The 23,175-nt window shown below is 68.1% G+C and carries 24 protein-coding genes; 3 read left to right on the forward strand and 21 right to left on the reverse strand.

The genetic code is table 11. The annotated features are described in order from the left end of the window. Nucleotides 1–46: 46 nt before the first annotated feature. The 5 genes from hypF to ACED67_RS01455 all read right to left on the reverse strand — a co-directional run bounded on the left by hypF (nt 47) and on the right by ACED67_RS01455 (nt 6,532). Entirely contained in the window at nt 47–2,281 is a 2,235-nt protein-coding gene (gene hypF / locus ACED67_RS01435) for a carbamoyltransferase HypF (RefSeq protein WP_395539678.1), read from the reverse strand. A gap of 46 nt (nt 2,282–2,327) precedes the next feature. After that, the gene (locus ACED67_RS01440) at nt 2,328–3,761 is read right to left on the reverse strand and encodes a nickel-dependent hydrogenase large subunit (RefSeq protein WP_395539679.1); all 1,434 of its coding nucleotides are present in this window, start codon (nt 3,759–3,761) and stop codon (nt 2,328–2,330) included. Beyond that, nucleotides 3,758–4,747: an NADH-quinone oxidoreductase subunit B family protein gene (locus ACED67_RS01445; RefSeq protein ID WP_395539682.1), complete on the reverse strand. Its 990-nt coding sequence runs from the start codon at nt 4,745–4,747 to the stop codon at nt 3,758–3,760. The genes ACED67_RS01440 and ACED67_RS01445 overlap by 4 nt, the downstream gene beginning before the upstream one ends. Then, nucleotides 4,744–6,033: a sensor histidine kinase gene (locus tag ACED67_RS01450; RefSeq protein WP_395540448.1), complete on the reverse strand. Its 1,290-nt coding sequence runs from the start codon at nt 6,031–6,033 to the stop codon at nt 4,744–4,746. Before ACED67_RS01450 ends, ACED67_RS01445 begins: the two co-directional genes overlap by 4 nt. Nucleotides 6,034–6,184: 151 nt before the next feature. Then, nucleotides 6,185–6,532, reverse strand: a complete 348-nt coding sequence (locus ACED67_RS01455) for a hypothetical protein (protein ID WP_395539684.1) — start codon at nt 6,530–6,532, stop codon at nt 6,185–6,187. Between the two features lie 233 nt (nt 6,533–6,765). Between ACED67_RS01455 and ACED67_RS01460 the strand changes: the two genes are divergently transcribed. Next, nucleotides 6,766–7,302: an isopentenyl-diphosphate Delta-isomerase gene (locus tag ACED67_RS01460; protein WP_395540449.1), complete on the forward strand. Its 537-nt coding sequence runs from the start codon at nt 6,766–6,768 to the stop codon at nt 7,300–7,302. A 52-nt stretch (nt 7,303–7,354) separates the two neighbouring features. Then, a complete protein-coding gene (gene tspO, locus ACED67_RS01465) occupies nt 7,355–7,798 on the forward strand; it encodes a tryptophan-rich sensory protein TspO (protein WP_395539685.1) in 444 nt (147 codons plus the stop codon). 4 nt (nt 7,799–7,802) lie between these two features. Here the strand turns inward: tspO and ACED67_RS01470 are convergent, their stop codons facing one another. The 13 genes from ACED67_RS01470 to alr all read right to left on the reverse strand — a co-directional run bounded on the left by ACED67_RS01470 (nt 7,803) and on the right by alr (nt 19,036). After that, complete coding sequence (locus ACED67_RS01470) at nt 7,803–8,465, reverse strand: SDR family NAD(P)-dependent oxidoreductase (RefSeq protein WP_395539688.1); 663 nt, start codon at nt 8,463–8,465, stop codon at nt 7,803–7,805. 140 nt (nt 8,466–8,605) lie between these two features. After that, entirely contained in the window at nt 8,606–9,037 is a 432-nt protein-coding gene (locus ACED67_RS01475) for a DUF1284 domain-containing protein (RefSeq protein ID WP_395539690.1), read from the reverse strand. Then, nucleotides 9,034–10,509, reverse strand: a complete 1,476-nt coding sequence (gene purF / locus ACED67_RS01480; RefSeq protein WP_395539691.1) for an amidophosphoribosyltransferase — start codon at nt 10,507–10,509, stop codon at nt 9,034–9,036. The genes ACED67_RS01475 and purF overlap by 4 nt, the downstream gene beginning before the upstream one ends. 145 nt (nt 10,510–10,654) lie before the next feature. After that, the gene (locus ACED67_RS01485) at nt 10,655–11,458 is read right to left on the reverse strand and encodes an endonuclease/exonuclease/phosphatase family protein (protein WP_395539692.1); all 804 of its coding nucleotides are present in this window, start codon (nt 11,456–11,458) and stop codon (nt 10,655–10,657) included. A 10-nt stretch (nt 11,459–11,468) separates the two neighbouring features. Beyond that, a complete protein-coding gene (locus ACED67_RS01490) occupies nt 11,469–12,080 on the reverse strand; it encodes a CvpA family protein (RefSeq protein ID WP_395539694.1) in 612 nt (203 codons plus the stop codon). A gap of 15 nt (nt 12,081–12,095) precedes the next feature. Continuing rightward, nucleotides 12,096–13,454: a DNA repair protein RadA gene (radA, locus tag ACED67_RS01495; protein WP_395539695.1), complete on the reverse strand. Its 1,359-nt coding sequence runs from the start codon at nt 13,452–13,454 to the stop codon at nt 12,096–12,098. A 98-nt stretch (nt 13,455–13,552) separates the two neighbouring features. Beyond that, nucleotides 13,553–14,554 (reverse strand): LLM class flavin-dependent oxidoreductase, encoded by a 1,002-nt coding sequence (locus ACED67_RS01500; RefSeq protein ID WP_395539697.1) that lies wholly within the window; start codon nt 14,552–14,554, stop codon nt 13,553–13,555. 179 nt (nt 14,555–14,733) lie between these two features. After that, entirely contained in the window at nt 14,734–15,276 is a 543-nt protein-coding gene (locus ACED67_RS01505; RefSeq protein WP_395539699.1) for a VPLPA-CTERM sorting domain-containing protein, read from the reverse strand. A gap of 285 nt (nt 15,277–15,561) precedes the next feature. Beyond that, the gene (locus ACED67_RS01510) at nt 15,562–15,984 is read right to left on the reverse strand and encodes a paraquat-inducible protein A (protein WP_395539700.1); all 423 of its coding nucleotides are present in this window, start codon (nt 15,982–15,984) and stop codon (nt 15,562–15,564) included. A gap of 85 nt (nt 15,985–16,069) precedes the next feature. Next, on the reverse strand, nt 16,070–16,447 hold the full coding sequence (locus ACED67_RS01515) for a hypothetical protein (protein WP_395539701.1): 378 nt from the start codon (nt 16,445–16,447) through the stop codon (nt 16,070–16,072). 9 nt (nt 16,448–16,456) lie between these two features. Then, nucleotides 16,457–17,203: an ABC transporter ATP-binding protein gene (locus ACED67_RS01520; RefSeq protein ID WP_395539704.1), complete on the reverse strand. Its 747-nt coding sequence runs from the start codon at nt 17,201–17,203 to the stop codon at nt 16,457–16,459. Beyond that, nucleotides 17,200–17,976 (reverse strand): MlaE family ABC transporter permease, encoded by a 777-nt coding sequence (locus ACED67_RS01525; RefSeq protein WP_395539706.1) that lies wholly within the window; start codon nt 17,974–17,976, stop codon nt 17,200–17,202. The genes ACED67_RS01520 and ACED67_RS01525 overlap by 4 nt, the downstream gene beginning before the upstream one ends. Before the next feature lie 10 nt (nt 17,977–17,986). Next, on the reverse strand, nt 17,987–19,036 hold the full coding sequence (alr, locus tag ACED67_RS01530; RefSeq protein WP_395539707.1) for an alanine racemase: 1,050 nt from the start codon (nt 19,034–19,036) through the stop codon (nt 17,987–17,989). A 137-nt stretch (nt 19,037–19,173) separates the two neighbouring features. Here alr and ACED67_RS01535 point away from each other — a divergent pair, with 137 nt between their 5' ends. Beyond that, a complete protein-coding gene (locus tag ACED67_RS01535) occupies nt 19,174–21,072 on the forward strand; it encodes a heavy metal translocating P-type ATPase (RefSeq protein WP_395539710.1) in 1,899 nt (632 codons plus the stop codon). Nucleotides 21,073–21,096: 24 nt separating this feature from the next. Here the strand turns inward: ACED67_RS01535 and ACED67_RS01540 are convergent, their stop codons facing one another. The 3 genes from ACED67_RS01540 to ACED67_RS01550 all read right to left on the reverse strand — a co-directional run bounded on the left by ACED67_RS01540 (nt 21,097) and on the right by ACED67_RS01550 (nt 23,161). Continuing rightward, the gene (locus ACED67_RS01540; RefSeq protein ID WP_395539712.1) at nt 21,097–21,870 is read right to left on the reverse strand and encodes an L-fucose dehydrogenase; all 774 of its coding nucleotides are present in this window, start codon (nt 21,868–21,870) and stop codon (nt 21,097–21,099) included. Between the two features lie 71 nt (nt 21,871–21,941). Continuing rightward, nucleotides 21,942–22,613, reverse strand: coding sequence for a DNA alkylation repair protein (locus ACED67_RS01545; RefSeq protein WP_395539713.1), 672 nt, complete (start codon nt 22,611–22,613; stop codon nt 21,942–21,944). Then, nucleotides 22,610–23,161 (reverse strand): pyridoxamine 5'-phosphate oxidase family protein, encoded by a 552-nt coding sequence (locus tag ACED67_RS01550; protein ID WP_395539715.1) that lies wholly within the window; start codon nt 23,159–23,161, stop codon nt 22,610–22,612. The genes ACED67_RS01545 and ACED67_RS01550 overlap by 4 nt, the downstream gene beginning before the upstream one ends. Between the last annotated feature and the right edge of the window lie 14 nt (nt 23,162–23,175).

The raw sequence follows: 23,175 nt of genomic DNA on the forward strand, positions 1-23,175 counted from the left end.
TAAAGCGGTATGCGGTCGCATGCTAACCGGCTTTCCGCGCAGCCGGTCACGAAGCTTCCGCAGCAAGATTATGCTGCGCCGCTGCAATGACGGCCTGACCCAGCGCCAGTCCGCCGTCGTTCGCGGGGGTGCTGCGATGGAACAGCACGGGCAGGCCTTCCAGCGCTTGGAGCGTGTGATGAAGCAGTGCGGCGTTCTGGAAACACCCGCCCGACAGCGCGATGGCTTGCGCCTCGCCTGTCTCGACAAGGGCGCGCGCCGGGTGTGCGAAGGCCTGCGCGAGGCCGATTTGAAATCCGCCTGCCGTGCTGGCCAGATCGGGCCAAAGCCCGGCATGAAAGCTGCGAAATCCCGGTGCTGGGTCTATCTCTCCACCGTCAAGATCGAAGGGCCAGGGCATTGCAGCGGTCGAGAGCGCTTCCAGGCGCATCGCGGCCTCCCCCTCATAACTTTGGCGCGCGGGACATAGGCCCAGGCAGGCCGCCACTGCATCGAAAAGCCGCCCGGCGCTGGAGGACATCGGCGCATTCACGCCCGCCGCTATTGCCTGCCGGAGAAGCGCCCGGTTCTGCGCGGGGAACAGCGTATCTGCCCAGTCGGAAAGCCCGGCCTGGTCCAGCCGCACCAGCGCATTGCGCCAGGGTTCGACCGCCGCCCGGTCGCCGCCGGGCAAGGGGGCGGGCTTCAGCCAGGCGCGGCGCGCACAGCCTAGATAATTGCCCAGAAGCAGCTCGCCGCCCCAGACCGTGCCATCCGGGCCCAGTCCGGTGCCATCCAGCACGATGCCCGCCACCTTGCCGCCGTCCAGGGGCCAGCGATTTTCCGCAAGACACGAGGCCAGATGCGCATGGTGATGCTGGATGCGATGCAACTTTAGCCCCTCGGTCTCGGCCCGCGTAACCCCGTGGCGCGTGGCGCGATAATCCGGGTGCAGGTCTACCGCCACCAGCGCCGGCCGATGGTCGAACAGCGCGGCATAATCGGCATCGGCCTGCCGGAAAGCGTCCCAGGTCAGGGCTTCGTCCAGTTCGCCAAGGTGATGGCCCAGCAGCGCCTGGCCGTTCTTCAAAAGGCAGATCGCCGCCTTCATCTGCCCGCCATAGGCCACGACCTGCGGCGTGTCCTCAAAGCCCGGCGGCAGGGGCAGCGTCCCCGGCACGCGCCCGCGCGCCCGGCGCAACACCAAGGGCGGCATGGCCCGTTCGACACTGTCGTCCAGCCGTCGGGCGATGTCGCGGTCATGCATCAGAAAGCCGTCGGCAAAGGCCGAAAGCTTGATCCGCGCCTCGTCATTGCCGATCACCTGCGGCTCGCCCGAGAGATTGCCCGAGGTCATGACAAGCGGCCCGCCGAAGGCGTCGAGCAGCAGGTGGTGCAGCGGCGTATAGGGCAGCATCACCCCCAGCGTGTCGATGCCGGGTGCGATCCCTTCGGCCAGGGCGCCGGTTCCCTGCATCAGCACCACCGGCGCGGCGGCATCGCGCAGAAGCGCAAGATCGGCGTCGGTTGCCTGCACGATCATGGCCAGATCCGCCTCGCGCGCCATCACCGCAAAAGGTTTTCCGGGGCGGCGCTTGCGGGCGCGCAGCAGCGCGACGGCCCCGACATTCCGCGCATCGCAAGCCAGGTGAAAGCCGCCCAGGCCCTTGACGGCAAGGATGCTGCCCACGCGCAAAAGCGCCGCCGCTGTCGCGATGGGATCGGTCGGGACTTCTCGGCCCGCCGCCTCGAACCACAGGCGGGGACCGCAAGCGGGGCAGGCCACCGGCTGGGCATGAAAGCGCCGGTCGGCGGGATCGGCATATTCGGCCCGGCAGTCTTGGCACATGGTGAAGCCGGCCATCGTGGTCTGCGCCCGGTCATAGGGCAGGCCGTGCAGAATGGTGAAACGTGGCCCGCAATGGGTGCAATTGGTGAAGGCGTAGCCGCGTCGCCGCCCCTCGTCCCGGATTTCCGCCAGACAGTCCGGGCAGGTCGCGGCATCGGGCGTGACCCGCGTCTCGGCGCCCGTCCCGCGCGAGGCGGCGATCTCGAACTTCTCGGGCAGGGCGCCGCTGAAGTCCGAGACTTCGACCGCATCCACACGGGCAAGCGTCGGGGCGCGGTGGGGCAGGGCGTCCAGAAACCCGTCCAGCCCCGGCCCAGCCGCCTCGATCAACACCCCTTCCGGGTCGTTCAACACGCGGCCGCGCAGCCCGAATTCCCGCGCCAATTGCCAGATATAGGGTCGGAAGCCGACCCCCTGCACTTGGCCTCTGACGCGAATGGATAAAGCCTTCATCCTGGCAAAATACTCCGGCGGTCCGGGGCGGAGCCCCTGGCCATCCCTAATGCACCGTACAGACCATGCAGGGATCGAAGCTGCGCACGATATGCTGAACCGAAACCGGCGTGACCTCTCCTGCGCGAACTGGCGCGCCTTCCAAAGCCGCCTCGACCGGACCCGGCATGCCCGCCGCGTCGCGAGGCGAGAAGTTCCAGGTCGTCGGCGCGATGATCTGATAGCGCGCGATGCGCCCGCGTTCGATGGTCAGCCAATGCCCAAGGGCACCGCGCGCGGCTTCGACCAGACCCATACCCGCGCCCTCGCGCGGCAGGATGGCGCGGGCCATGAAGCTTTCCTCGGGCCGGATCCCGGCGGCAAGCTCTTCCATCACGAGCTGGGTTCGGGCGATTTCCAGAAGCCGCGCCGCCACCCGTGCCCGCACGCCGCCCTCGGCCGCCAGGGCCAGGGCCAGCGGATGGCCATCCACCACCTGACGCGCCAATGCGCCCGTCTCTACCGTAAGCCCGTCAAGACGCGGCGCCTTGCACCAGCTATAGGCGGGCGCGGCCATGTCTTCATCGGGCCGTGTCTCGCCCTGAGAGGGATGGCGTGTCTCGCCCAGCATCCAGGCATGCGATATGTCCTCGCGGATCGCCGCCGGGTCAAAGGCGCGCAGGGCGCCATCCCAGATGCCGCGCGCAAAAATCGGGCCTTCCGGCATCGGATAGGCCCCGAAAGACAGGTAGCGCCCCGAACCGCGGCCAAGAGCCGCCAGATCCAGATCGGCGGCAGCTTCGAGGAACAGGGCCACGTCGCCGCCGCTCCAGCCCTCCAGCGCCGCGACCGAAGCAAGATCGGCAAAGGCCTCGACCGGGGCGCCGAACAGCACCTCTTCCAGATAGCGCCGGAAGCTGCGCAGGGTCGCCTGGATCCGGGCCTTGTCGCGCGCCGTGGGCGCCTTGGTCACGCCGCCCGGCTGGATCGCCAGGGTATGCGGCCATTTCCCCGCCATCATCCCGAGGATGTGGAACAGCGCGGCCCGGGCCGCGACGGCACGGGTCAAAGCCGAGCCGGTGGCGGCGGTGAAACGCTCCAGCATGCGGCCATGCCAGGGCCGGTCGGCATAAACGGGCCGGGTGAAATCGGGCATGAAGAACACGTGGAAATGGGTCAGGTGGTCGGCGATATTCTCGACCGCATGGATCAGGGCGGCCACCCGCGCGCCCTGCGGCTCGGGCACAAGCCCCATCGCATCGGCCAGGGCGCGCGCCGCCGCCGCCGACTGGCTGATCGAGCAGATGCCGCAGATGCGCGGCGTTATGGTCAGCGCATCGCGCGGATCGCGACCTTCCAGCATGGACTCAAATCCGCGATAGAGCGGTGCGTTGATCCGCGCCGAAGCCACCCGACCCTCCTGCACGTCCAGCGTGACTTCCAGATCGCCCTCGACCCGGTTGAAGGGACCGACGACCAGGCGCGCGGGGCTATCGGTCATTTCTTGGCCCTGAGCGTCGGCGGCACCACGATGCGGTCGGCCACGGCATTGCGGCCGATACGGTCGGGCGTGGCAGCCTTAGACAGCGAGGCCAGCGCCATGAACCAGGCCTTGGGCATGTCGGTCGGCAGGCCCACGGGGATGCCCGCGATCTTGGGCGTCTCGGTGAAGGCGTGGCGCGGATCCTCAAATTCGGGGGCGGTGCAGTTGATGCAGGGATAGCCGCCCCGCGTGCAGGAGCCTTCGCCATTCCAGGGCCTGATGTTGCAATCGCCCACCGCCTGGGTGCCGATGCAGCCAAGATTCTCCATCATGCAGCCCAGATCCGACAAGGTGCGGGCCGAGGCCTTGTATTCATAGAATTCGTTCTTGGGACAGCCGTGATGGACCAGATTGTCGGCATAGAAGCGCGGGCGGCCAAGCCCGTCCAGATCACCCGTTGCCATCGCCCCCGCCGCCAGCAGCATGAGGGTTTCGGTCACCCAGCCCGGATGGGTCGGACAGCCTGCGACATTGATCACTGGCAGGCCTGCGCCGGCGCGGAAGCTGGTGGGCAGAAGGCCGCCGGGATGCGCGCCATCATATTGCAGCCCGCAGGCATCCGAAGGATTGCCCCCCGCCGCCGTCACCCCGCCATAGGCCGCGCAGGTGCCGACCGCCACGACATGCCGTGCCCGCGCGGCCAGAGATTGTGTCCAGTCCATCAGGCTGCGCCCGGTGCCCGAGAGCATCTGGAACCGCCCCGTGCCGCGCGGCCCCCGGGCGATGGCGCCTTCGACGCAAAGGATATCCAGCGGGATTTCACCCGCCTCGACCGCTTGCAGCAGGGACAAGGCTTCGGCCCCGGTCTCGCGCGACAAAGCGGGGTGCCAGAGAAGAGTAATCCCGGCATCGGTCAGTGCTTCGACAGCGGTGGGGCCTTCGGCGCAGAGCAGCGACATGGTGCAGCCGCCGCAGCCCGAGGCTTGCAGCCAGAGAAGATTCATGCCGTCTCTCCGCTTACGGGCAGGTCAAGCCGGAAGGAAGCGCCGGGGCCGGGCCGGTCCAGAAGCGACAGGTGGCCGCCATGTTCCTCGGCGATCTTCAGGCTGATCGACAGACCAAGCCCGGTGCCATGCCCGACCGATTTGGTGGTGAAAAACGGATCGAAGATCGAGGCCCGCAGGTCGGGCGGGACGCCGGGGCCGCTGTCGGCGACAGTCAGGCTGGCGCGATTGTCTTCGGCGGAGAGCGTCAGCGTGACCGAGGCCGAGTCGCGCCCCTCGACCGCGTCGACGGCATTCTGAACGAGATTCATCACGATCTGCTGGACATGGCCGGGGCGGCCCCAGGCCATCAGCGGGGCGGTCCCCTCGATGGTCAGGGCGGGGGCGTCTTTCGCGCCGCGCAGCACCCAATAGGCGGCGGTGCGCGCCGTTTCGGCCAGATCGAAGGCCACGCGCTCTCCCGTGCCATCCGAGGACAGCCGCCGCAGATCCTCGACAATGTCGCGCACCCGCTCGGCGCCATCACGGGCGCCCTGGGTGGCCTGGCGCAGATTGGTGATCTCGCGGTCCAGGCGCAGGCTTTCGCGCAGCGCGACCAGTTCCTCGCGTTCGGCGCCATCCTGCACGCGGGTGAAATAGGTCTCGAACTTGCCAACATAGCGGTCAAGCGCATGGGCATTGGCATAGACAAAGCTGATCGGGTTGTTCAGCTCATGCGCCACCCCGGCCAGAAGGCGGCCCAGCGAGGCGAGCTTTTCGTTGCGGACCAGCAGGCTTTGCGCCGATTTCAGCGCGTCATGGCTTTCGGTCAGCTCGGCATAGGCGCGGCGCAATTCGCCCAAGGGGCGGCCGGTCAGCACGAACCCCGCGACGCGGCCCCGGTCGTCAAGGCGGGGGGCGACAGAAAGCTCAAGCGGTTCAGGGCCTTGCGGTGTGACCAGCGATAGTTCCAGAACGGTCGGGCGACGGTCGGCGCGCAGGCGATCCAGAGCGTCGGAGAGACGGGGGGCGTCTTCGGGCGGGACGAGGCTTGCGACGTCCTGGCCGGTCAGCGCGGCTGCGCGGGCGCCGCTGCGGGCGAGAAGCGAGGCAGAGACCTGTTCGATGCGGCCCGCGCGGTCGAGCACGATCAGCACATCCGAGACCGAGGCGAGGATCGAGGTCAGGAAGGCCTGCATCTCTTGCAGCCGGGCGTTCTGACGCTCGAGCTGCTCCTGATAGTCCACCAGATCGGCATAGGTGCGGTCGACCGCCGACAGCACCTCGGCCCAGGCTTCTTCCGGCATCGCCGCCGGGCGGGCGGTGATCTGGCCTTGATCCTTTGGGTGATGATGCGGGGTCACTTGCGCCTTGCCTCCTGCTGGCAAGGATAGGCGCGCGCGACCGGGTTGCATAGGGGCTGCGGCCCGAGGCCGCGTTGCGTTTTATTTCAACACTTTAGTGAAGCGATGCCTGGCCTTGGGGCGGCAAGGGTGCCGCGTTGGTGCCGCGCTGGATGGGCCAGCCGGGGCGGGGCGCGAGGCGGGGGTGAACGGCGATGCATGTGACGGCGCGGGTCACGCGGTCTTGCCAATAGAAGGGATCGTTGCGGATCGAGGCGGGAAGGGAAGCGGGATTCAGGTGGCGGGCGCGGCGTTCCACCACCTCGGCGCGGAACCAGCGGCCCTGGGTCATCGGTTGCGGACTGGCGAGGATCAGGGCGCGTAATTCGGCCTCGCGCAGCTTGAGCCGGGCGATGTCGGCCCGGATATCGGCAAGCTCATCAGCGGGGTGGATCAGGTGCATAGGGCTTCTCCCTTGGGCCAAGAACGGCGTCTTTCTGATGTCTTCCAAACGTCTTCCGAACGTCTTCCCAACGTCTGGCAGGTTTCATGCTGGCGCAGGGGCGGTTAACAGCGGGTTAGCGCCGACGGCGCGACCACCGGGGTCTTGCGGCGGGGGGCGCGGCTGACTATCGACGGTAGAGTGGCGACGGGCGAGACGGGCAGAGGACGCGGCTGATGGGCGGGCAGGCAGGGTTGGACGCGGCGATCCCGGCCTGGGTCGACGGGCGGTTGCAGCCGCTCGGCAAGCTGGAAGTGCATCAGCGCGGGCTGCGCCATCCGGCGGTGTCGGTCTTTGTGCTGCGGGGCGACGAGACGCTGTTGCAGCAACGCGCGGCGGGCAAGTATCACACGCCGCTTCTGTGGACGAACAGCTGCTGCACCCATCCGCATTGGGGAGAGGCGCCGGATGCCTGCGCCTCACGGCGGTTGGAAGAGGAATTGGGGATCACCGGGCTGGCGCCGGTTCTGGCCGACCGGCTGGAATATCGCGCCGATGTGGGCGGTGGGCTGGTCGAGCATGAGCTGGTCGATGTCTTCCTGGCGCAGGCCGGGCCGGATCTGGCGATCCGCCGCAATCCGACCGAGGTGGCCGAGACGCGCTGGATCGCGCTGCCCGCCTTGCTGGCCGATCTGCGCGACAGGCCCGGGGCCTATACGCCCTGGCTGCGCATCTATCTGACCGAGCATCTGGACCGCATCTTCGGCGGCCCGGCGGGGTTCGGGGGCTGACAGAAGGCGCCGGGCTGCCTATTTCCTGGGGGGCAAAGCCGGAGGTGCTGCGATGACCCTGTTCCTGATCTTCCTTCTGGCCTGTGCGGCCGCGGGCGCGACCGGCGTGCTGTTCCCGCCCGGTCCCTGGTATGAGGGTCTGCGCAAGCCGGACTGGACGCCGCCCAACCGGGCCTTTCCGATCGTCTGGCCGATCCTCTACATCCTGATCGCCATCGCGAGCGCGCGGCTGGCCGGGCTGCCGGGCAGCGGCACGGCATTGGCGCTTTGGGCGGCGCAGATCGCGCTGAACACGCTGTGGACACCGGTTTTCTTCGGCGCGCATCGCATGGGGCTGGGCCTTGCCGTGCTGGCCCTGCTGTGGCTGGTTGTGGCCGCGCTGGTCATCGCGGCCTTTGGCCTGGACTGGATCGCCGGGCTGTTGCTGCTGCCCTATCTGGCCTGGCTCTGCGTGGCGCTGGCGCTGAACCACGCGGTCTGGCGGCTGAACCGCTGAGGCCCTAGGCCCCGGCGAGGTCGAGGAGACGCCCGGCTTCTGCGGCGGGGTCGGCCAGGGGCTTGCGGTCTTCGCCCGGATAGAAGCGGGCGCGAACGGCGGTCGGCATCGGCGCGGGGCTGAGGATTTCGATCTGCGGGCCGGTGCGGCGCGTCTCCGCCTGCCAGGCGCGGGCCAGTGCGATCTGGGCGGCCTTGGTCGTGCCATAGGCGGCGGCGAAGGGCTGGCCGGGCAGCGGGTCGTCGAAGAAGAGTGCCTTGCCTTCGCCCGCGCGCAGCAGGGGATCGACCATGCCGATCAGGAAAGAGGCGGCGCGCAGATTGGTGGCGATGGACTTGTCGAGATCCTTCATGTCGATCGAGGGCGCGGGCGACAGGGCCGTGGCATGAATGGCGGTATGGGCCCAGAGGCCAAGCCCGCCCCAGCGGTCATGGATCGAGCGACAGAGATGGCGCATCGCGTCTTCATTGGTCACATCCATCGGCGCGAGGGTCAGATCGCCCGCGCCGGGCAGGCCGAGGGCCTTGACCCGGTCATCCAGATCCTCAAGCCCGCCGACGGTGCGGGCCACGGCGACGACATGCCAGCCGCGGGCACAAAGCTGCTGGGACAGGGCATAGCCCAGGCCGCGCGAGGCGCCGGTGACGAGTGCGATCTTCTGGGGCATGGCAGAGCTTTCCTGTGGCGTCGCGCCGGGGGCAGCGCGCGCGCGCCCCGGACCCCTGCGGAGTATTTGAGCCAAGATGAAAGGGCAAGGCCGGGGGCGGGCGGCGGCTTGTCGCGCGGCCCGCGGGGCGGGGCTGGGGATCAGGCCGAGTCCCGATGCAGCGCGGACAGCGCGGCCTCGCACAGGCCATAGGGTTCCCATTGGCAGCCGGCGCAGAGGGTCGCAAGGCTGCCGGCGGGGACGGACCGGCGGATTCGGGCCTTGGCCTCGCCCCAGGTCAGGCGGTCGCCGGGGCGCAGGGACAGGGCGCTGGCATGGGCCTGGTCGAGACGGTCGATCTGCTCTTGCGAGGCGCAGGCGCTGCCGCGACGTTTCGGGCAGGGGGCGCAGATGTCGTCAAGCGCGGCGATGACGGTGATTTCGGTCGCATCGCCCCGAGGGGCGCGCAGGCGGCCCAGCACGATGGCGGTCATGTTGGCGGTGAACTCGGGCGAATAGCCCTTGCCCTGAAACCCAAGCGAGCACAGGAAATGGTGGGGCCGGTAGCGCAGCGGCCCCCCCGGCGCCGTCATTCGGCGGCCTTCATCTCGAAACCCTCGGCCAGCTTGTCGCTGGGGGCGACCGGGTAATCGCCCGAGAAGCAGGCATCACAGAAACGCGGCGATTTGGGGTCGCGGCCCGCCGCCTCGCCCGCGGCGCGGTACAGGCCGTCGAGCGTGACGAATTTCAGGCTGTCGACGCCGATCCAGTCACGCATCTCGTCTTCCGACATGGTGGCAGCCAGGAGTTTGGACCGTTCGGGCGTATCGACGCCGTAGAAACAGGGCCAGGCGGTGGGGGGGCTCGCGATGCGGAAATGGACCTCGGCCGCGCCGGCCTCAAGGATCATGTCCTTGATCTTGCGGCTGGTGGTGCCGCGCACGACCGAGTCGTCCACCAGGATCACCCGCTTGCCGCGGATCAGCGCGCGGTTGACGTTCAGCTTCAGCCGGACGCCCATATTGCGAATGGCATCGGTCGGCTCGATGAAGGTGCGGCCCATATACTGGTTGCGGGTGATGCCCAGGCCGAAGGGGATGCCGGATTCGGCGGCATAGCCGATGGCGGCGGGGGTGCCGGAATCGGGTACGGGGCAAACGAGATCGGCCTCGACCGGGGCTTCGCGCGCCAGTTCCACCCCGATCTGGCGGCGGGTTTCATAGACCGAGCGGCCGCCGATGATGCTGTCGGGGCGCGAGAAATAGACCTGCTCGAAAATGCAGAAACGCGATTTGGACGGGGCGAAGGGGCGTGAGGAGCTGACCACGCCGTTTTCGATGACGACCATCTCGCCGGGTTCGATCTCACGTTCGAAGGTGGCGCCGATGATGTCAAGCGCGCAGGTTTCCGAGGCCAGCGCCCAGCCGGTATCGCCGACCCGGCCCAGGACCATGGGGCGGACGCCCAGGGCATCGCGGACGCCGATCAGCTTGGTGCGGGTCATGGCGATGACCGAGAAGGCGCCTTCGACCAGGCGCAGGGCGTCTTTCAGGCGCTCGGCCTGGGTCTTCTGCATCGAGCGCGCCATCAGGTGGATGATGCATTCCGAGTCGGACGAGGACTGGAAGATCGCGCCGCGCTCGATCAGGTCCTTCCGCAGGCGCGCGGCATTGGTCAGGTTGCCGTTATGGGCGATGGCGCAGCCGCCGATGGCGAATTCGCCGAAGAAGGGCTGCACGTCGCGGATGGCGGTGGCGCCCTTGGACCCGGCAGTGGAATAGCGGACATGGCCGATGGCCAGCGTGCCGGGCAGGGTTTCCATCACATCGGCGCGGGTGAAATTGTCGCGGACATAGCCGAAGCGGCGGGCCGAGTTGAAACCTTCGGCCGGGTCGTAGCTGACGATCCCGCCGGCCTCCTGGCCGCGATGCTGCAGAGCATGCAGGCCGAGGGCGACGAAAGTGGCGGCATCCTTGACGCCGATGGCGCCGAAGATCCCGCATTCCTCTTTCAGCTTGTCGCCATCCTGAAGGGGGTCGAACGGGTGGGCGGGGAAGCGGCGCATGGGCACTCCGAATCCTAAAAGCGGCCTTACGGGCGGGTTGCGCCCCAGATAGTGCGCTTCGGGGGGAATGTCACCTCCCTGTCACGACAATGCTGCTGTGCAGCGCAGCACAGGGACGGTTGCGGGCGCCCCTGTGCCGCATGGATCAGATTTCAAGCACCAGCGGGCAATGGTCCGAGATTTCGGGCGAGGTCACGACGTCGAAATGCCGGACAGGTGTCGCGTTATCCACCAGCATGTAATCGGCATGGCGGCCGGGTTTTGAATAGAGCGCGTTCCGGGTGCCGGGAAAACCGCCCGCCGTGACCAGTTCGGTCAGGCCGGGCCGGGCCAGGTGCCGCAAGGTCATGCTGTCCGGCTCGACATTGAAATCACCGCAGAGGACCAGTGCGTCGCCGGGCTGCGCGAGGCCGCGGGCCAGGGCGGCAAATCGTTCGGCTTGTGCCGCGCGCTCGGGCGTGTCGGTCTTGCCGGAGGCGGGATCCCGCAGCCCGTGCATCTGGCCGATGGTGACATGTCGGCCCAGGGCAGGCTCGAACAACCGCATCGCAAGGCCGGTGCGGGCGCGCGGATGCGGGCCATAGCCGTCATGGTTGTACGCGCCATGGACGAAATCCTGGGCCATGCCGGTCAGGACCAGATCGTGCCGCCAGAAGCTCGCCAGGCCCCAGAAGGTCTGGAAGGGCTGATCGCCCCGCCAGAGCGGTCCGCGGGCTGCGGGGCTGAACGCGCCGCGATGGCCGGGCAGGGCGGCGGCGATCTCGTCATAGAGCCGTGCGCGCTGCGGCAGGCGGGTGTCGCCATCGCGGTAGTCGAGCCAGCCCTCGGGTGCGTCGGGACCGTGGACGATTTCCTGCAGGCAAAGGACATCGGCCTCGGAGCCGCCAAGATAGGCGATCAGTCCGGGATGGATCCGCCCGCCCCAGCAATTCAGGCAGAGGATCCGCACCGGGACGCGATCAGTTGCCGGGGGTCGGCGTCGGCGCGGCGGGGGCGACGGCAGCGGGTGCCGTCTCTTGCGGGGTGCAGATCGCGGTCAGGTCATTGTAGCGCGCGACGATCCAGCCGGGCGCATCGGTCGGGATGGCGGCGTCGATCGAGGCCTGGAAATTGGCGAAGACCTTGGCGGTGCGAGAATTGTCGATCATCGGGACCGACTGGTTTGCGAGGGCGCGGTCATAGACGATGAAGGCGACCGCGATCAGCAGAACGCCGCGCAATACGCCGAACAGGAAGCCGAGCGCCTGGTCGATGCCACCAAGGGCAGAGCGTTGCACCACGCTGGCGAAGAGCGGGGTGAAGAGCGCGGCGAGGATCAGGCCGATGGCGAAGACCCCGGCAAAGGCCGCGACGGCGGAGAGTTCGCAGCTGTCGGCCAGAAAATCGCCCACGGCGGGGATTTCCCGCACCAGGGGGGCGGCGGACGGGGCGAAGATGAAGGCCAGGACGGCCGCGCCGATCCAGCCGACAATGGCCATCAGCTCGCGCACGAGGCCACGGGAATAGGCGAGGATCGCCGACAGAAGGATGATCAGCGCCGCGCCGCCGTCGACCGCGGTGAAGTTGTCCATGGTTTCTCCCGGGGCCTAGCCCGCTCCGAACATTTCGCCTGTGAAAGCCGTCAGGTCGGCCATCTCGCGCAGCCGCATTCCCGATGCCGCGCCGGAGCGCGACCCCCGGGGCAGGGCCGCCTGTGTGAAACCAAGTTTCGCGGCCTCTTTCAACCTGTTTTCGGTCTGCGATCCCGGGCGCAACGCGCCGGAAAGCGAGATTTCCCCGAAAAGCACCATGTCGGGCGGGATCGCGATATCTTCGCGCGCCGAAAGAAGGGCGGCGGCCACCGCCAGATCGGCGGCGGGTTCATTGACGCGCAAGCCCCCCGCGACATTGAGAAAAACGTCCAATCCGGCGAAGGGAATGCCGACGCGGGCCTCGAGCACGGCCAGGATGGTGGAAAGCCTGCCCGAATCGAGCCCGACCACAGTGCGGCGCGGTGTGCCGAGCGTGGAGGGCGCGACAAGGGCCTGGATCTCGGTCAGGACGGGGCGGGTGCCCTCGATCCCGGCAAAGACGGCGGCGCCTGGCGCGGGTGTGTCACGCGAGGACAGGAACAGGGCCGAGGGATTCTGCACTTCGGAGAGGCCCGATCCGGTCATCTCGAAAACGCCGATTTCGTCTGCCGGGCCGAAGCGGTTCTTCACCGCGCGCAGGATGCGGAACTGGTGACCGCGTTCGCCTTCGAAATAAAGCACGGTGTCGACCATATGCTCGACGACGCGAGGCCCGGCGATCTGGCCGTCCTTGGTGACATGGCCGACAAGGATCACCGCGACGCCGCGCTTCTTGGCGAAGGTGACCAGCTCATGCGCGGCGGCGCGGACCTGGCTGACCGAGCCGGGAGCAGCCTCGACCGAATCGAGCCACATGGTCTGGATCGAATCGATGATGGCGAGGCGCGGTCGTTCGGCATCGAGCGTGGTCAGGATGTCTCGCAGATTGGTTTCCGCGCCCAGGCGGACGGGGGCTTCGGCCAGACCGAGGCGCTGGGCGCGCATCCGAACCTGGGCGCTGGCTTCCTCGCCCGAAATGTAGAGGCAGGAGAGGCCCTGGCGGGCGAAGCTGGCGGCGGCTTGCAAGAGAAGCGTCGATTTGCCGATGCCGGGATCGCCGCCGACCAGGATGGCGCTGGCGGGGACAAGGCCGCCGCCCAGGACGCGGTCCAGTTCCGAGATGCCCGAGGCGGCGCGGGGCGGTGGCGGTTCGCTGGCCGAAAGGTCGGTCAGGGGCACGGTGCGGCCTTTGGCACCAAGGGATTTGGGACCGGAGGAGAGCGGCGCTTCCTCGATGATGGAATTCCACGCCCCGCAGGCATCGCAGCGGCCCGACCATTTCGGGAAGGACGCGCCGCAGGCGGTGCAGGTGAAGCTGGCTTGCGCTTTGGCCATGACGGGTCCTTTCGGCGCGGAGCATAGGGGCGGGGTGACGCCCCTGCAACCGAAAGGGCAGGCCCGATTTTTCGGCGAAGAATCGGGCGTTTGCGGCGTCAGGCGCGCGGGGTCAGGCCCCAGGCTTCGGCGGTTAGCGCCAGGGAACGGCGGCGGGCCTCGACATCGAAGATGTCGCTGACGAGGATGAACTCATCGGCGCCCGTGTCCTGCTGAAGCTTTTGCAGCCCGGCGCGCACCTGGGCCGGATCGCCCACGACCGCGCAGGAGAGCATTCGCCCGATATGCGCCTCTTCGCCCGGCCGCCAATAGGTGGCGATGTCATCGATCGGCGGTGGCGACAGGCGGCGGTCGTTGCGGATGATGCCGCAGAAGCTCATCTGCGTGGTGGTGAAAAGGCGCCTGGCCTCGGCCGCGGTCTCGGCGCAGATCACATGGGCGCCGACGGAAGCATAGGGCTGGGCGAGGAATTTCGACGGTTTGAAGCGGCTGCGATACAGGTGCAGCGCCTCGATCAGGTAATCGGGCGCGAAATGGCTGGCAAAGGCATAGGGCAGGCCCAGTTCCGCCGCGAGCATGGCGCCGAAATGCGAGGAGCCCAGCATCCAGAAGGCGATCTGGGCGCCCGGCGCGGGCCAGGCCTGGACGCGGCCGGGCTGGGCGGGTTCGAACCAATGCATCAGCTCGACCACATCCTGGGGGAAGTCCTCGGATTGCATCGGGTTCTGGCGGATCGCCCGCACGGTCGCCTGATCGGTGCCGGGGGCGCGGCCCAGGCCCAGATCGACGCGGCCGGGGAAAATGCGGGCGAGCGTGCCGAATTGCTCGGCGATGATATAGGGCGCGTGATTGGGCAGCATGACGCCACCCGCGCCCAGGCGGATGCCGCTTGTCCTTTGCCCGGCATGGGCCAGCACGGTCGAGGTGGCGGCAGAGGCGATGCCTTCCATGTTGTGATGCTCGGCCACCCAGTAGCGGGTGTAGCCCAGGGCATCGACATGGGCGGCGGTGTCCTGCGCCTCGGTCAGCGCGTCCGAGGCATCGCGGCCCTCGCGGACGCGGACGAGATCAAGGAGCGATAGGGGGATCGGCGCGGACATGGGGCGACTTTCGGTTCTTGGGCAGGCGCGCGTGAGGCTGTGCTGTCATGTAGGTGCGCCGCGGCGCAGCGCAAGCGCGGATTATGCTTTGGCAGGTGCCAGGACAGGGCGAGAAATGCGAAAGGCCCGGTCACTGGCACGACCGGGCCCCGCAAATCTGTGGTGAAGCCTGAGGCGGCTTACTTGGCGCGGCGGTAGCGGCGCAGGCCGCCCAGAGCCGCAAGTCCGGTCAGCATCAGCGCGGCACCGGCAGGCAGCGGAACCGGGGAAGCGGTGATGAAATTGCCCTGCACGAAGATGTCGTTGTTCGTGGAGAAGCCAGAATCCGAGAAGTTGAAGGCGATCGAGTGACCGTCAAGGATCGTGAAGCTCTGGAAGATCGACGCGGCACCGGTGACGGTGAAGCCAGTGAGAAGTTCGCCGCCCACGAAGTCAAGGCCGCTCAGAACGAAGGAGGCGACACCACCAGCGCAAAAGACGCCGCAGTAGGAGCCGGGCGAAACGGTCAGGAGAAGCTGATTGGTGCCGCCGACATTGACGTCCAGAGTATGGTAGCCGATGGAATAATCCACGCCGTTTCCAGCAGTGAAGGTGCTGGTGATCTGCGGGGATCCGTTGCTGTCGAGGCTGAAGTCCACACTGTCACCGGGAGCAACCGGCGAGGCATTGGCCGCAAAGGCCGACAGGACAAAGGCACAGGCAGCTATGGCGGCTTTCGACATGTCTAATCTCCCTAAAATTGAATGGAGTTGACGGTAGGTCCGCACCCGGTACCTGTCAACATTTGCCACAGTCGTATCCCGAAAAAGTCGGTTTTCCCAAGCGTTTCGCCATGAAATCGGGCGATTTCCCCCGGGCCGGTTTCTGGCCCGGAAACGATCCGGCCAAATGATGCCTTTTCCGCTGGAAAACCATCTTCGACCCTGCGTTCAATTCGCTAGGGTTGTGATCCTGCGGTGCCGGTCACGCCTGCGTGATTCTACGGGAGAGGGTGGCCGGGCAAGCCATCAAACGCGGCGATCGGCCCAGCTGAGCGCCAGAGAGGCGAGGATACAGGCGGTGAAGAGATAGAGACCCCAGGCGGTCTCGACCGTGACATGGCCCGCGCCCTTGGCGATGACGATGTAGAGCGCGATGAGGAAGACATCGGCCATGGCGAGCTTGCCCAGGACGTGCAGGGCCGGGAGCGCGCGGGGCGAGAGGAGGCCGAACTGGAGAAGCGCGAGGCCGATGGTCTTGGCATAGGGCGCGAAGATCGCGAGGAAGGTGACCAGAAGGGCCAGAGCGGCATCGCTGGCCCAGAGGCTTTGCAAGCCGGTGATCACGGAAATCTCGTCCATCCCGAAGATGGGCAGCAGCGCGGCCCGCATCAGCGGCGCGAACCAGGCGATCGGGAAAAGGACAAGCAGGGCGAGGTTCAGCGCGCGCATGGCGGTTAGGTGGCAAGCGGAGCGCCCGGGGTCAAGGGGGCGCGGTCCCGGCCTTGCCGCCGTCGTTGGGGCCGGGGGGAGGGGATCAGGCGAGAAGGGCGCGGATCAGGGCGACGATGCAGGCGATGGCGATGGCGATCAGATGGGTGATGACAAGGGCATGGACCCAGACCGGGGCGGGGCGGTCGATCCAGACATGGCGCGCCCAGGCGCCGACGAGAAGGAACCAGCCGAGGATCGACACCATCTCGCCCACCGCCGCGATCTGGGGGTCGCCATAGGGCAGGGGCAGGAACAGCCAGACCGTCATCAGGGCGGCAAAGACCGCGAGGCGGCGGTTGCCGTTTTCCCCCTCGACCGCACCGAAGATGCCCGAAAGCGTGATGGTCAGAGGCAGGGTCAGCAAGAGCCAGTGCATCACCGGCGAGGGGGTCAGGAGATGGGCGAGGAAGGGGCTGTCCATCCCGGCCCCCTAGCGCACGGAGGGGATCGGGCCTTCGGCGCGGCCATGGATGAATTGCTGGACGTAAGGATCTGGCGTTGCATCCATTTCGGCGACGGGGCCGGTCCAGCGGACCACCCCGCCATGCAGCATGGCGACCCGCGTGGCGATGGCGCGCACCGAGGTCATGTCATGGGTGATGGTCATGGCCGTGGCGCCCATCTCGGTCACGATCTCATGGATCAGATCATTGATGACGCCGGACATGATCGGGTCGAGGCCGGTCGTCGGTTCGTCGAAGAAGATGATCTCGGGTTCGGCCGCGATGGCGCGGGCCAGTCCCACGCGTTTCTGCATCCCGCCCGACAATTCGCCGGGGAACAGATCGGCGGTTTCGGGTTTGAGGCCGACGCGGCGCAGCTTTTCCACTGCGATCTCGCGCGCCTCGGCCCGGGGGCGTTTCAGCGCCCCGCGCAGCAGGCGGAAGGCCACATTCTCCCAGACCTTCAGCGAGTCGAACAGCGCCCCGCCCTGGAACAGCATGCCAAAGCGGGCGAGGAACGCGTCGCGGTCGGTCGTGGTCACATCCTGGCCGTCAAGCGTGATCTTTCCACTGTCAGGGGTGACGAGGCCGAGGATGCATTTCAGCAGCACCGATTTGCCGGTGCCCGAGCCGCCGATGATGACCATGCTTTCGCCGCGCGGGATGGTCAGGTCGACCCCCTGCAGGACGCGGTTGGCCCCGAAGGCCTTGTGGACGCCGGAAAGCTCGATCATGCCGAGAAGAACACCTCCGTCAGCAGGTAGTTCGCGGCGAGGATCAGGACCGAGGCCGAAACGACGGCGGCCTTGGTGGCGGCACCGACGCCTTGGGCGCCGCGGGCCGAGTTCATGCCGTGATAGCAGCCCATCAGCGCGACGATGAAGCCGAAGACCGCACCCTTCACAAGACCCGAGCCGATATCCCAGACCTCAAGGAAATCGACGGTGTTCTTGAGATAGGTGGCCGAGTTGAAATCGAGCCGGGTGATGCCGACCAGCCAGCCGCCCATGATGCCGATGGAATCGCCCGCCGCGACCAGAACCGGCACGGTCAGGGTGGCGGCCAGAAGGCGCGGCACGGTGAGGTATTTCATCGGATTGGTCGAGAGCGTCACCAGAGCGTCGATCTGTTCGGTCACCTTCATCGTGCCGATCTCGGCGGCGATGGAACTGGCGACGCGGGCCGCGACCATCAGCCCGCCCAGAACCGGGCCAAGCTCGCGCGCCATGCCGATGGCGACGATCTGCGGCACCACCGCCTCGGCGCCGAAGCGGTTGCCGCCGGCATAGATTTGCAGGGCGAGCGCGCCGCCGGTGAAGATCGCGGTCATGGCGACGACGGGCAGGCTGAACCAGCCGATCTGCATGACCGCCGCCAGAAACTCGCGGCCATAGAAGGGCGGGCGCAGCAGATGGCTCAGCGCGTCCAGCGCGAAAAGGACGACGCGGCCGACGGCGGCCAATGCCGCCAGCACCGGGCGGCCCAAAGCCGCGAGGGCAGAGGTCATCCGCGTGCCCTCATCCGCGTGCCTCGGTGTAGCGGCGGGTGTAGCGGGGGCCAAGCGAGGTGAGGATCTCATACCCGATCGTGCCGGCGACATCGGCGATGTCGTCGACGGACTGATGCGGGCCGAGGATATCGAGCGTCCTGGGGATATCCTTCAGGTGGGTCACATCGACGGTGATCAGATCCATGGAAACACGGCCCACCAGGGGGCAGGGCGTGTCGCCATCCCAGAGGACCGCGCCGTTGCCAAGCGCGCGCAGCAGTCCGTCGGCATAGCCCGCGGCGACGGTGGCGATGATGGCGGGGGTTTCCGCCTCCCAGGCATTGCCATAGCCCACGGTCTCGCCTGCGGCGACCTCGCGTGTCTGGATCACGGGCAGCGACAGCGTGACGACGCGCTGCGACAGGTCGAAGGGACGGCCGCCGTAAAGGCCGATGCCGGCGCGGGTCAGGTCGAAATGGTATTGCGGGCCAAGCAGGATGCCGCCCGTCGCCGCAAAGCTGCGCGGCAGGCCAGTGCCATCGGTCATCTCGTGGAACATCTCGAGCTGGCGCAGGTTCATCGGGTGATCCGGCTCGTCGGCGCAGGCGAGATGCGACATCAGCATGACCGGATCGGCCTCGAGCAGAATCGGGGCCACGGCCTGCCATTCGGCCAGCTCCACGCCCAGACGGTTCATGCCGGTGTCAAGCTGCACGCCGAACGGGTGGCCCGGGAGCGCCTCGAGATGGCGGGTGATCTGCTCAAGGCTGTTGAGCATGGGCGTCAGGTCGAGGTCATGCAGCATCTCGGTGTCGCCCGCCATGTGGCCCGAGAGGATGTTGATCTGCGGGCCGGGGCCAAGCGCTTGACGCACCGCGGCGCCTTCCTCGGCCAGGGCCACGAAGAAGCGCCGGGCGCCGACCTGCGCCAGGGCGCGCACGACGCGGGCGGCGCCAAGGCCATAGGCATCGGCCTTGACGACGGCCGCGGTCTGCACGCCGGGGCCGGAGAGGCGGTCAAGCGCGCGCCAATTGGCGGTGATCGCGTCGAGGTCGATGGAAAGGGATGCTGTTGCCATGATGGGGGCCTTTGTCGGCAGGCGGGGGGGCCGGGTCAAGGGGGGAAAGGCATTGGCGGCGGGCGAAAGGCAGATGCGGGCCGGGATGCGACAGATCGCGGCTTGCAAGAAGTCCTGCGACCGGCGACGAAGGGGGCATGGCGGGACAGGAACATTCCCATGGCGGCGACGGCGTCGAGGATATGGCGCTGACCGGGCTGACCTTTCTGGGTCTGCTGCTGGTGGGTTTGCACGAATATCTTCAGCCGCTTCCCCCGGGGCTTTACTGGGCGGCGCTGGCGCTGGCCTATCTGGCGGGCGGGGTGCCGCCCCTGCTGCGCGCGCTGCGCGAGCTTTGGCAGGGCCATGTTCTGGATATCGACCTGCTTATGGTCACGGCGGCGCTGGCGGCGCTGGCGGTCGGTGCCGGGCTGGAAGGGGCGGTGCTGCTGGCGCTGTTCTCGATCTCGGGCACGCTGGAGCATCGGGCGATGGGCCGGGCGCGGCGGGCGGTCGAGGCGCTGATGCAGTTGCGGCCGGAATTCGCGCTGTTGCAGGGGCCGCAGGGTGTGACCGAAGTGCCGGTCGAAAGCCTGAAGCCGGGCGATCATGTGGTGCTTCGCCCCGGCGCGCGCGTTCCGGTCGATGGCCGCGTGGTCGAGGGCACGGGCCGGATGGACGAATCGACCGTCACCGGCGAGGCGGCCCCGGTGCACAAGGAACCCGGCGCGGCGGTGCATGAGGCTTGCGTCAATCTGGACGGGGTGCTGGTGGTCGAGGTGACCCGTGCGCTGGCCGACAGCACGGTGGCGCGGATGATCCGGCTGGTGACCGAGGCGCAGGCGGCCAAGGCGCCGTCGGAACGCTTCTCGGACTGGTTCGGGCAACGCTACACGGTGGCGGTTCTGGCGGGGTCGGTGCTGGCCTTCTTCATCTTCTGGGCGCTGGGCCGCGCGCCGTCCGAGGCGCTGTACCGCGCGGCGACGCTTTTGGTCGCGGCCAGCCCCTGCGCGGTGGTGATCTCGGTTCCCGCCGCGATCCTGTCGGCCCTGTCGGCGGCGGCGCGCGGGGGCGTGCTGTTCAAGGGCGGGGCTGCGCTGGAGCGGCTGGCCGAGGTGCGCGCCTTTGCCTTCGACAAGACGGGCACGCTGACCACGGGACGGGCCGAGGTGACCGACCTGATCGCCCTGGATGGCGATGAGGATCGCTTTTTGACCCTGCTGGCGGGGATCGAGGCGCAGAGCGAACATCCGATCGCCGCCGCGCTGCGCCGGGCGGTGGCGGCGCGCGGGTTGCGGCCTGCGCTGGTGCGCGAGGTGAAATCGCATCCGTCGGAGGGCATCACCGGGGTCGATGACCAAGGCGCGCTCTGGGCGGGCAATGCGCGGCTGTCGGCGCGGATGGGTGCGGCGATGGAGCCGCGCCTTGCCGCGCTGGAAAGCGGCGAGGAGACGCTGGTCCTCTTGGGCCGGGGTGCAGTGATCCTTGGGGCGGCGACCGTGGCCGATGCGCCGCGCGAAAGCTCGGCCGCGGCGCTGGTTGCGCTGCGCGAAGCGGGGGTCAGCCGCGTGGTGATGATGACCGGCGACCGGCGGCCGGTCGCGCTGCGGGTGGGCGGGGCGCTGGGATTGAAGCCGGACGAGATCGAGGCCGGTCTTCTGCCCGCCGACAAGGTGCGGCTGGTCGAGGCGATGGCGGCAGAGGGGCCGGTGGCCTTTGTCGGCGACGGGGTCAATGATGCGGCGGCGCTGGCGCGGGCAGATGTCGGCATCGCCATGGGGGCGGCGGGGTCGGAGGTCGCCCTTCAGGCGGCGGATGTGGCCCTGATGGCCGAAGATATGGCGCAGCTGGCCGATGCGCGGCGGCTGGCGCGGCGGGCGGCGCGGGTGATCCGGCAGAACCTTGTCTTCGCGCTGGGCGCGATGGTCGTGCTGGTCATCGGCGGGGCGTTTTTCGAGCTGCCCCTGCCACTGGCCGTGCTGGGCCATGAGGGCGGCACGCTGCTGGTGGTGCTGAACGGGCTGCGGCTGCTGGCCGACCCGATCCGCAAGGGATAGCTGCAAGTCGGAGTGGACCCCGACCTAGAGCGAGCGGTCGAGATGGACATAGCCGCCATCGACGAACAGCCATTGCCCGGTCGTATGGCCCGCGCGGTCGGACAGGAGGAAAACCACGGTCGCGGCGATTTCCTCGGCCAGGGTCATGCGGCGGCCCAGCGGGATGCGGGCGGCGATCTTTGACAATTGCGCCTCGGGATCGGGGAAGCTTTCCAGCCAATGGGCATACATCGGCGTCATCACCTCGGCCGGGATCACGGCATTGACCCGCACCCCGTCCGGCGCCAGCGCCGCCGCCCATTCCCGCGTCAGGCCCAGTTGCGCCGCCTTGGCCGCGACATAGGCCGAAGTGTTGCCCTGCCCGGTCAGGGCGGTTTTCGAGGATATGTTCACGACCGCGCCCTTGGCCGCCCTGAGATCATTCAGGCAGAGGTGGGCCAGCGTATAGTAATGTAGCAGGTTCTGGTCGAGCGAGGCACGGAAGGCGGCAGGACCGGCCTCGAGCCCGACCCCGTCATTGGTGCCGGCATTGTTCACCAGCGCGTCGATGCGGCCCCAACGGGTGCGGGTTTCCGCAACCGCCCGGCGGCAGTCTTCGTCGCGGGACAGTTCGGCCTGCACCCAGCCCGCGCGGGGCGACAGCGTGGTCAGCTCTGCCAGAAATTCAGGCTTGGGCGCCGAGCGGGCCAAGATGACGGGCACCGCGCCTTCCTGCGCCAGCGCGAGCGAGATCGCCCCGCCTATGCCCGCGCCACCCCCGGTCACAAGGACCACCTTGTGCGTCAGCCCCAGATCCATGCCATGCCTCCCCGCTGCCAGCGCCAGAATGGCGCGGCGCGCGGGGCTTGGGAAGGCCGCGTTGGAAAGGCTCAGTCGCGCAGATGTTTCGCGGCTTCCTTGCGCGCGAAGGCCTTCAGCGCCGGACCATGTTCGGCCAGGAAGGCGCGGGTCGCCTGAGCATCGTGCTTCGACAGGTCGCGCAGCCACCAGGCCACGGATTTCTGGATGAACCAGTCGCGATCCGGCACATAGCCCGCCGCCCAGCCCAGAACGCGGGCGCGGATCGCGAGGTCCGGCTCTTTTGGAAAGGCCATCTTGGCCCAGGGCAGGGTGACGACCAGCGCCGCGCGGCGCACCCATTTGTTTTCATCCCGGGTCCAGCCTTCGACCGTGTCGATCCGGCCGGGATCGGCCAGCAGGCGGCGGCTGCCGACGTCGCAGGCGGTATCGGCGATGGCCCAGGCGTCGAATTGCGGCACCCAGGACAGGAACTGCGCCCAGACCGCGTCATCGGGCTGCATCCGCGCCTGGGTCAGCAGTTTGGCCGCCGCGATGCGGGCCTCATGGATGTCGCTGTCCCAAAGCTCCGCCGCCAGCGCCACGCGGCCCGCAATGTCGCGCTCGGCCCGCCAGGTGGCGACCAGCTCTTCGACCTGCGGCACGGCAAGGCCGAGATAGCGGCGCGGGGCCTTGTGATAGTCGGCCGCCGTGGCGGCGCGGCCGGCATCTTCCAGCGCCAGAAGCTGATCGAGCGGGGTCATGACAGATTGGCCTCGATCCCTGTCGCCAGACCATCGAGGCTGGCGCGGTTGCGCGTGTCCCAATACTCGGCAAGGCCATCCGGCCCCTTGCCGATGGCCCAGTTGCGCAGGACGGGGCGTTCGGCGGCGTTTTCCATCGTGGGGACGGCATAGCCGCAGGAGGTTTGCACGAGATCGACCGCAAGATCGTAGATTTGCCGCAGGCCGGGCAGGTCGGGCAGCAGTGCGGCCAGCGCGGCGAATTCGGCATGGTCACGGTGCAGGACGCGCGCCGTTCCATAGGCGCGCAGGATCAGCGGGCGGGTGGAGAAGCTGCACCACATCACCGTCATGCGCGGATCAAGCGGCAGATGCGCCGCAGTCTCGTTGCCCGATCCGGTCGCATTGGCCCAGATCAGCCGGTTCGCGCCCAGGATGCGCAGGCTGTCCATACCCTTGGGTGACAGGTTGATCCGCGCGCCCGGGGCGGAGGTGGCGACGAAATAGACCGGCTGGGCTGCGACAAAGGCGATCTGATCCTGGGTAAAGGCAGGGAATTGCTTGGCCATCTGGGTGCTCCGTT

It is taken from the genome of Neotabrizicola paludis (assembly GCF_044142105.1).
GTDB lineage: Bacteria > Pseudomonadota > Alphaproteobacteria > Rhodobacterales > Rhodobacteraceae > Pseudogemmobacter.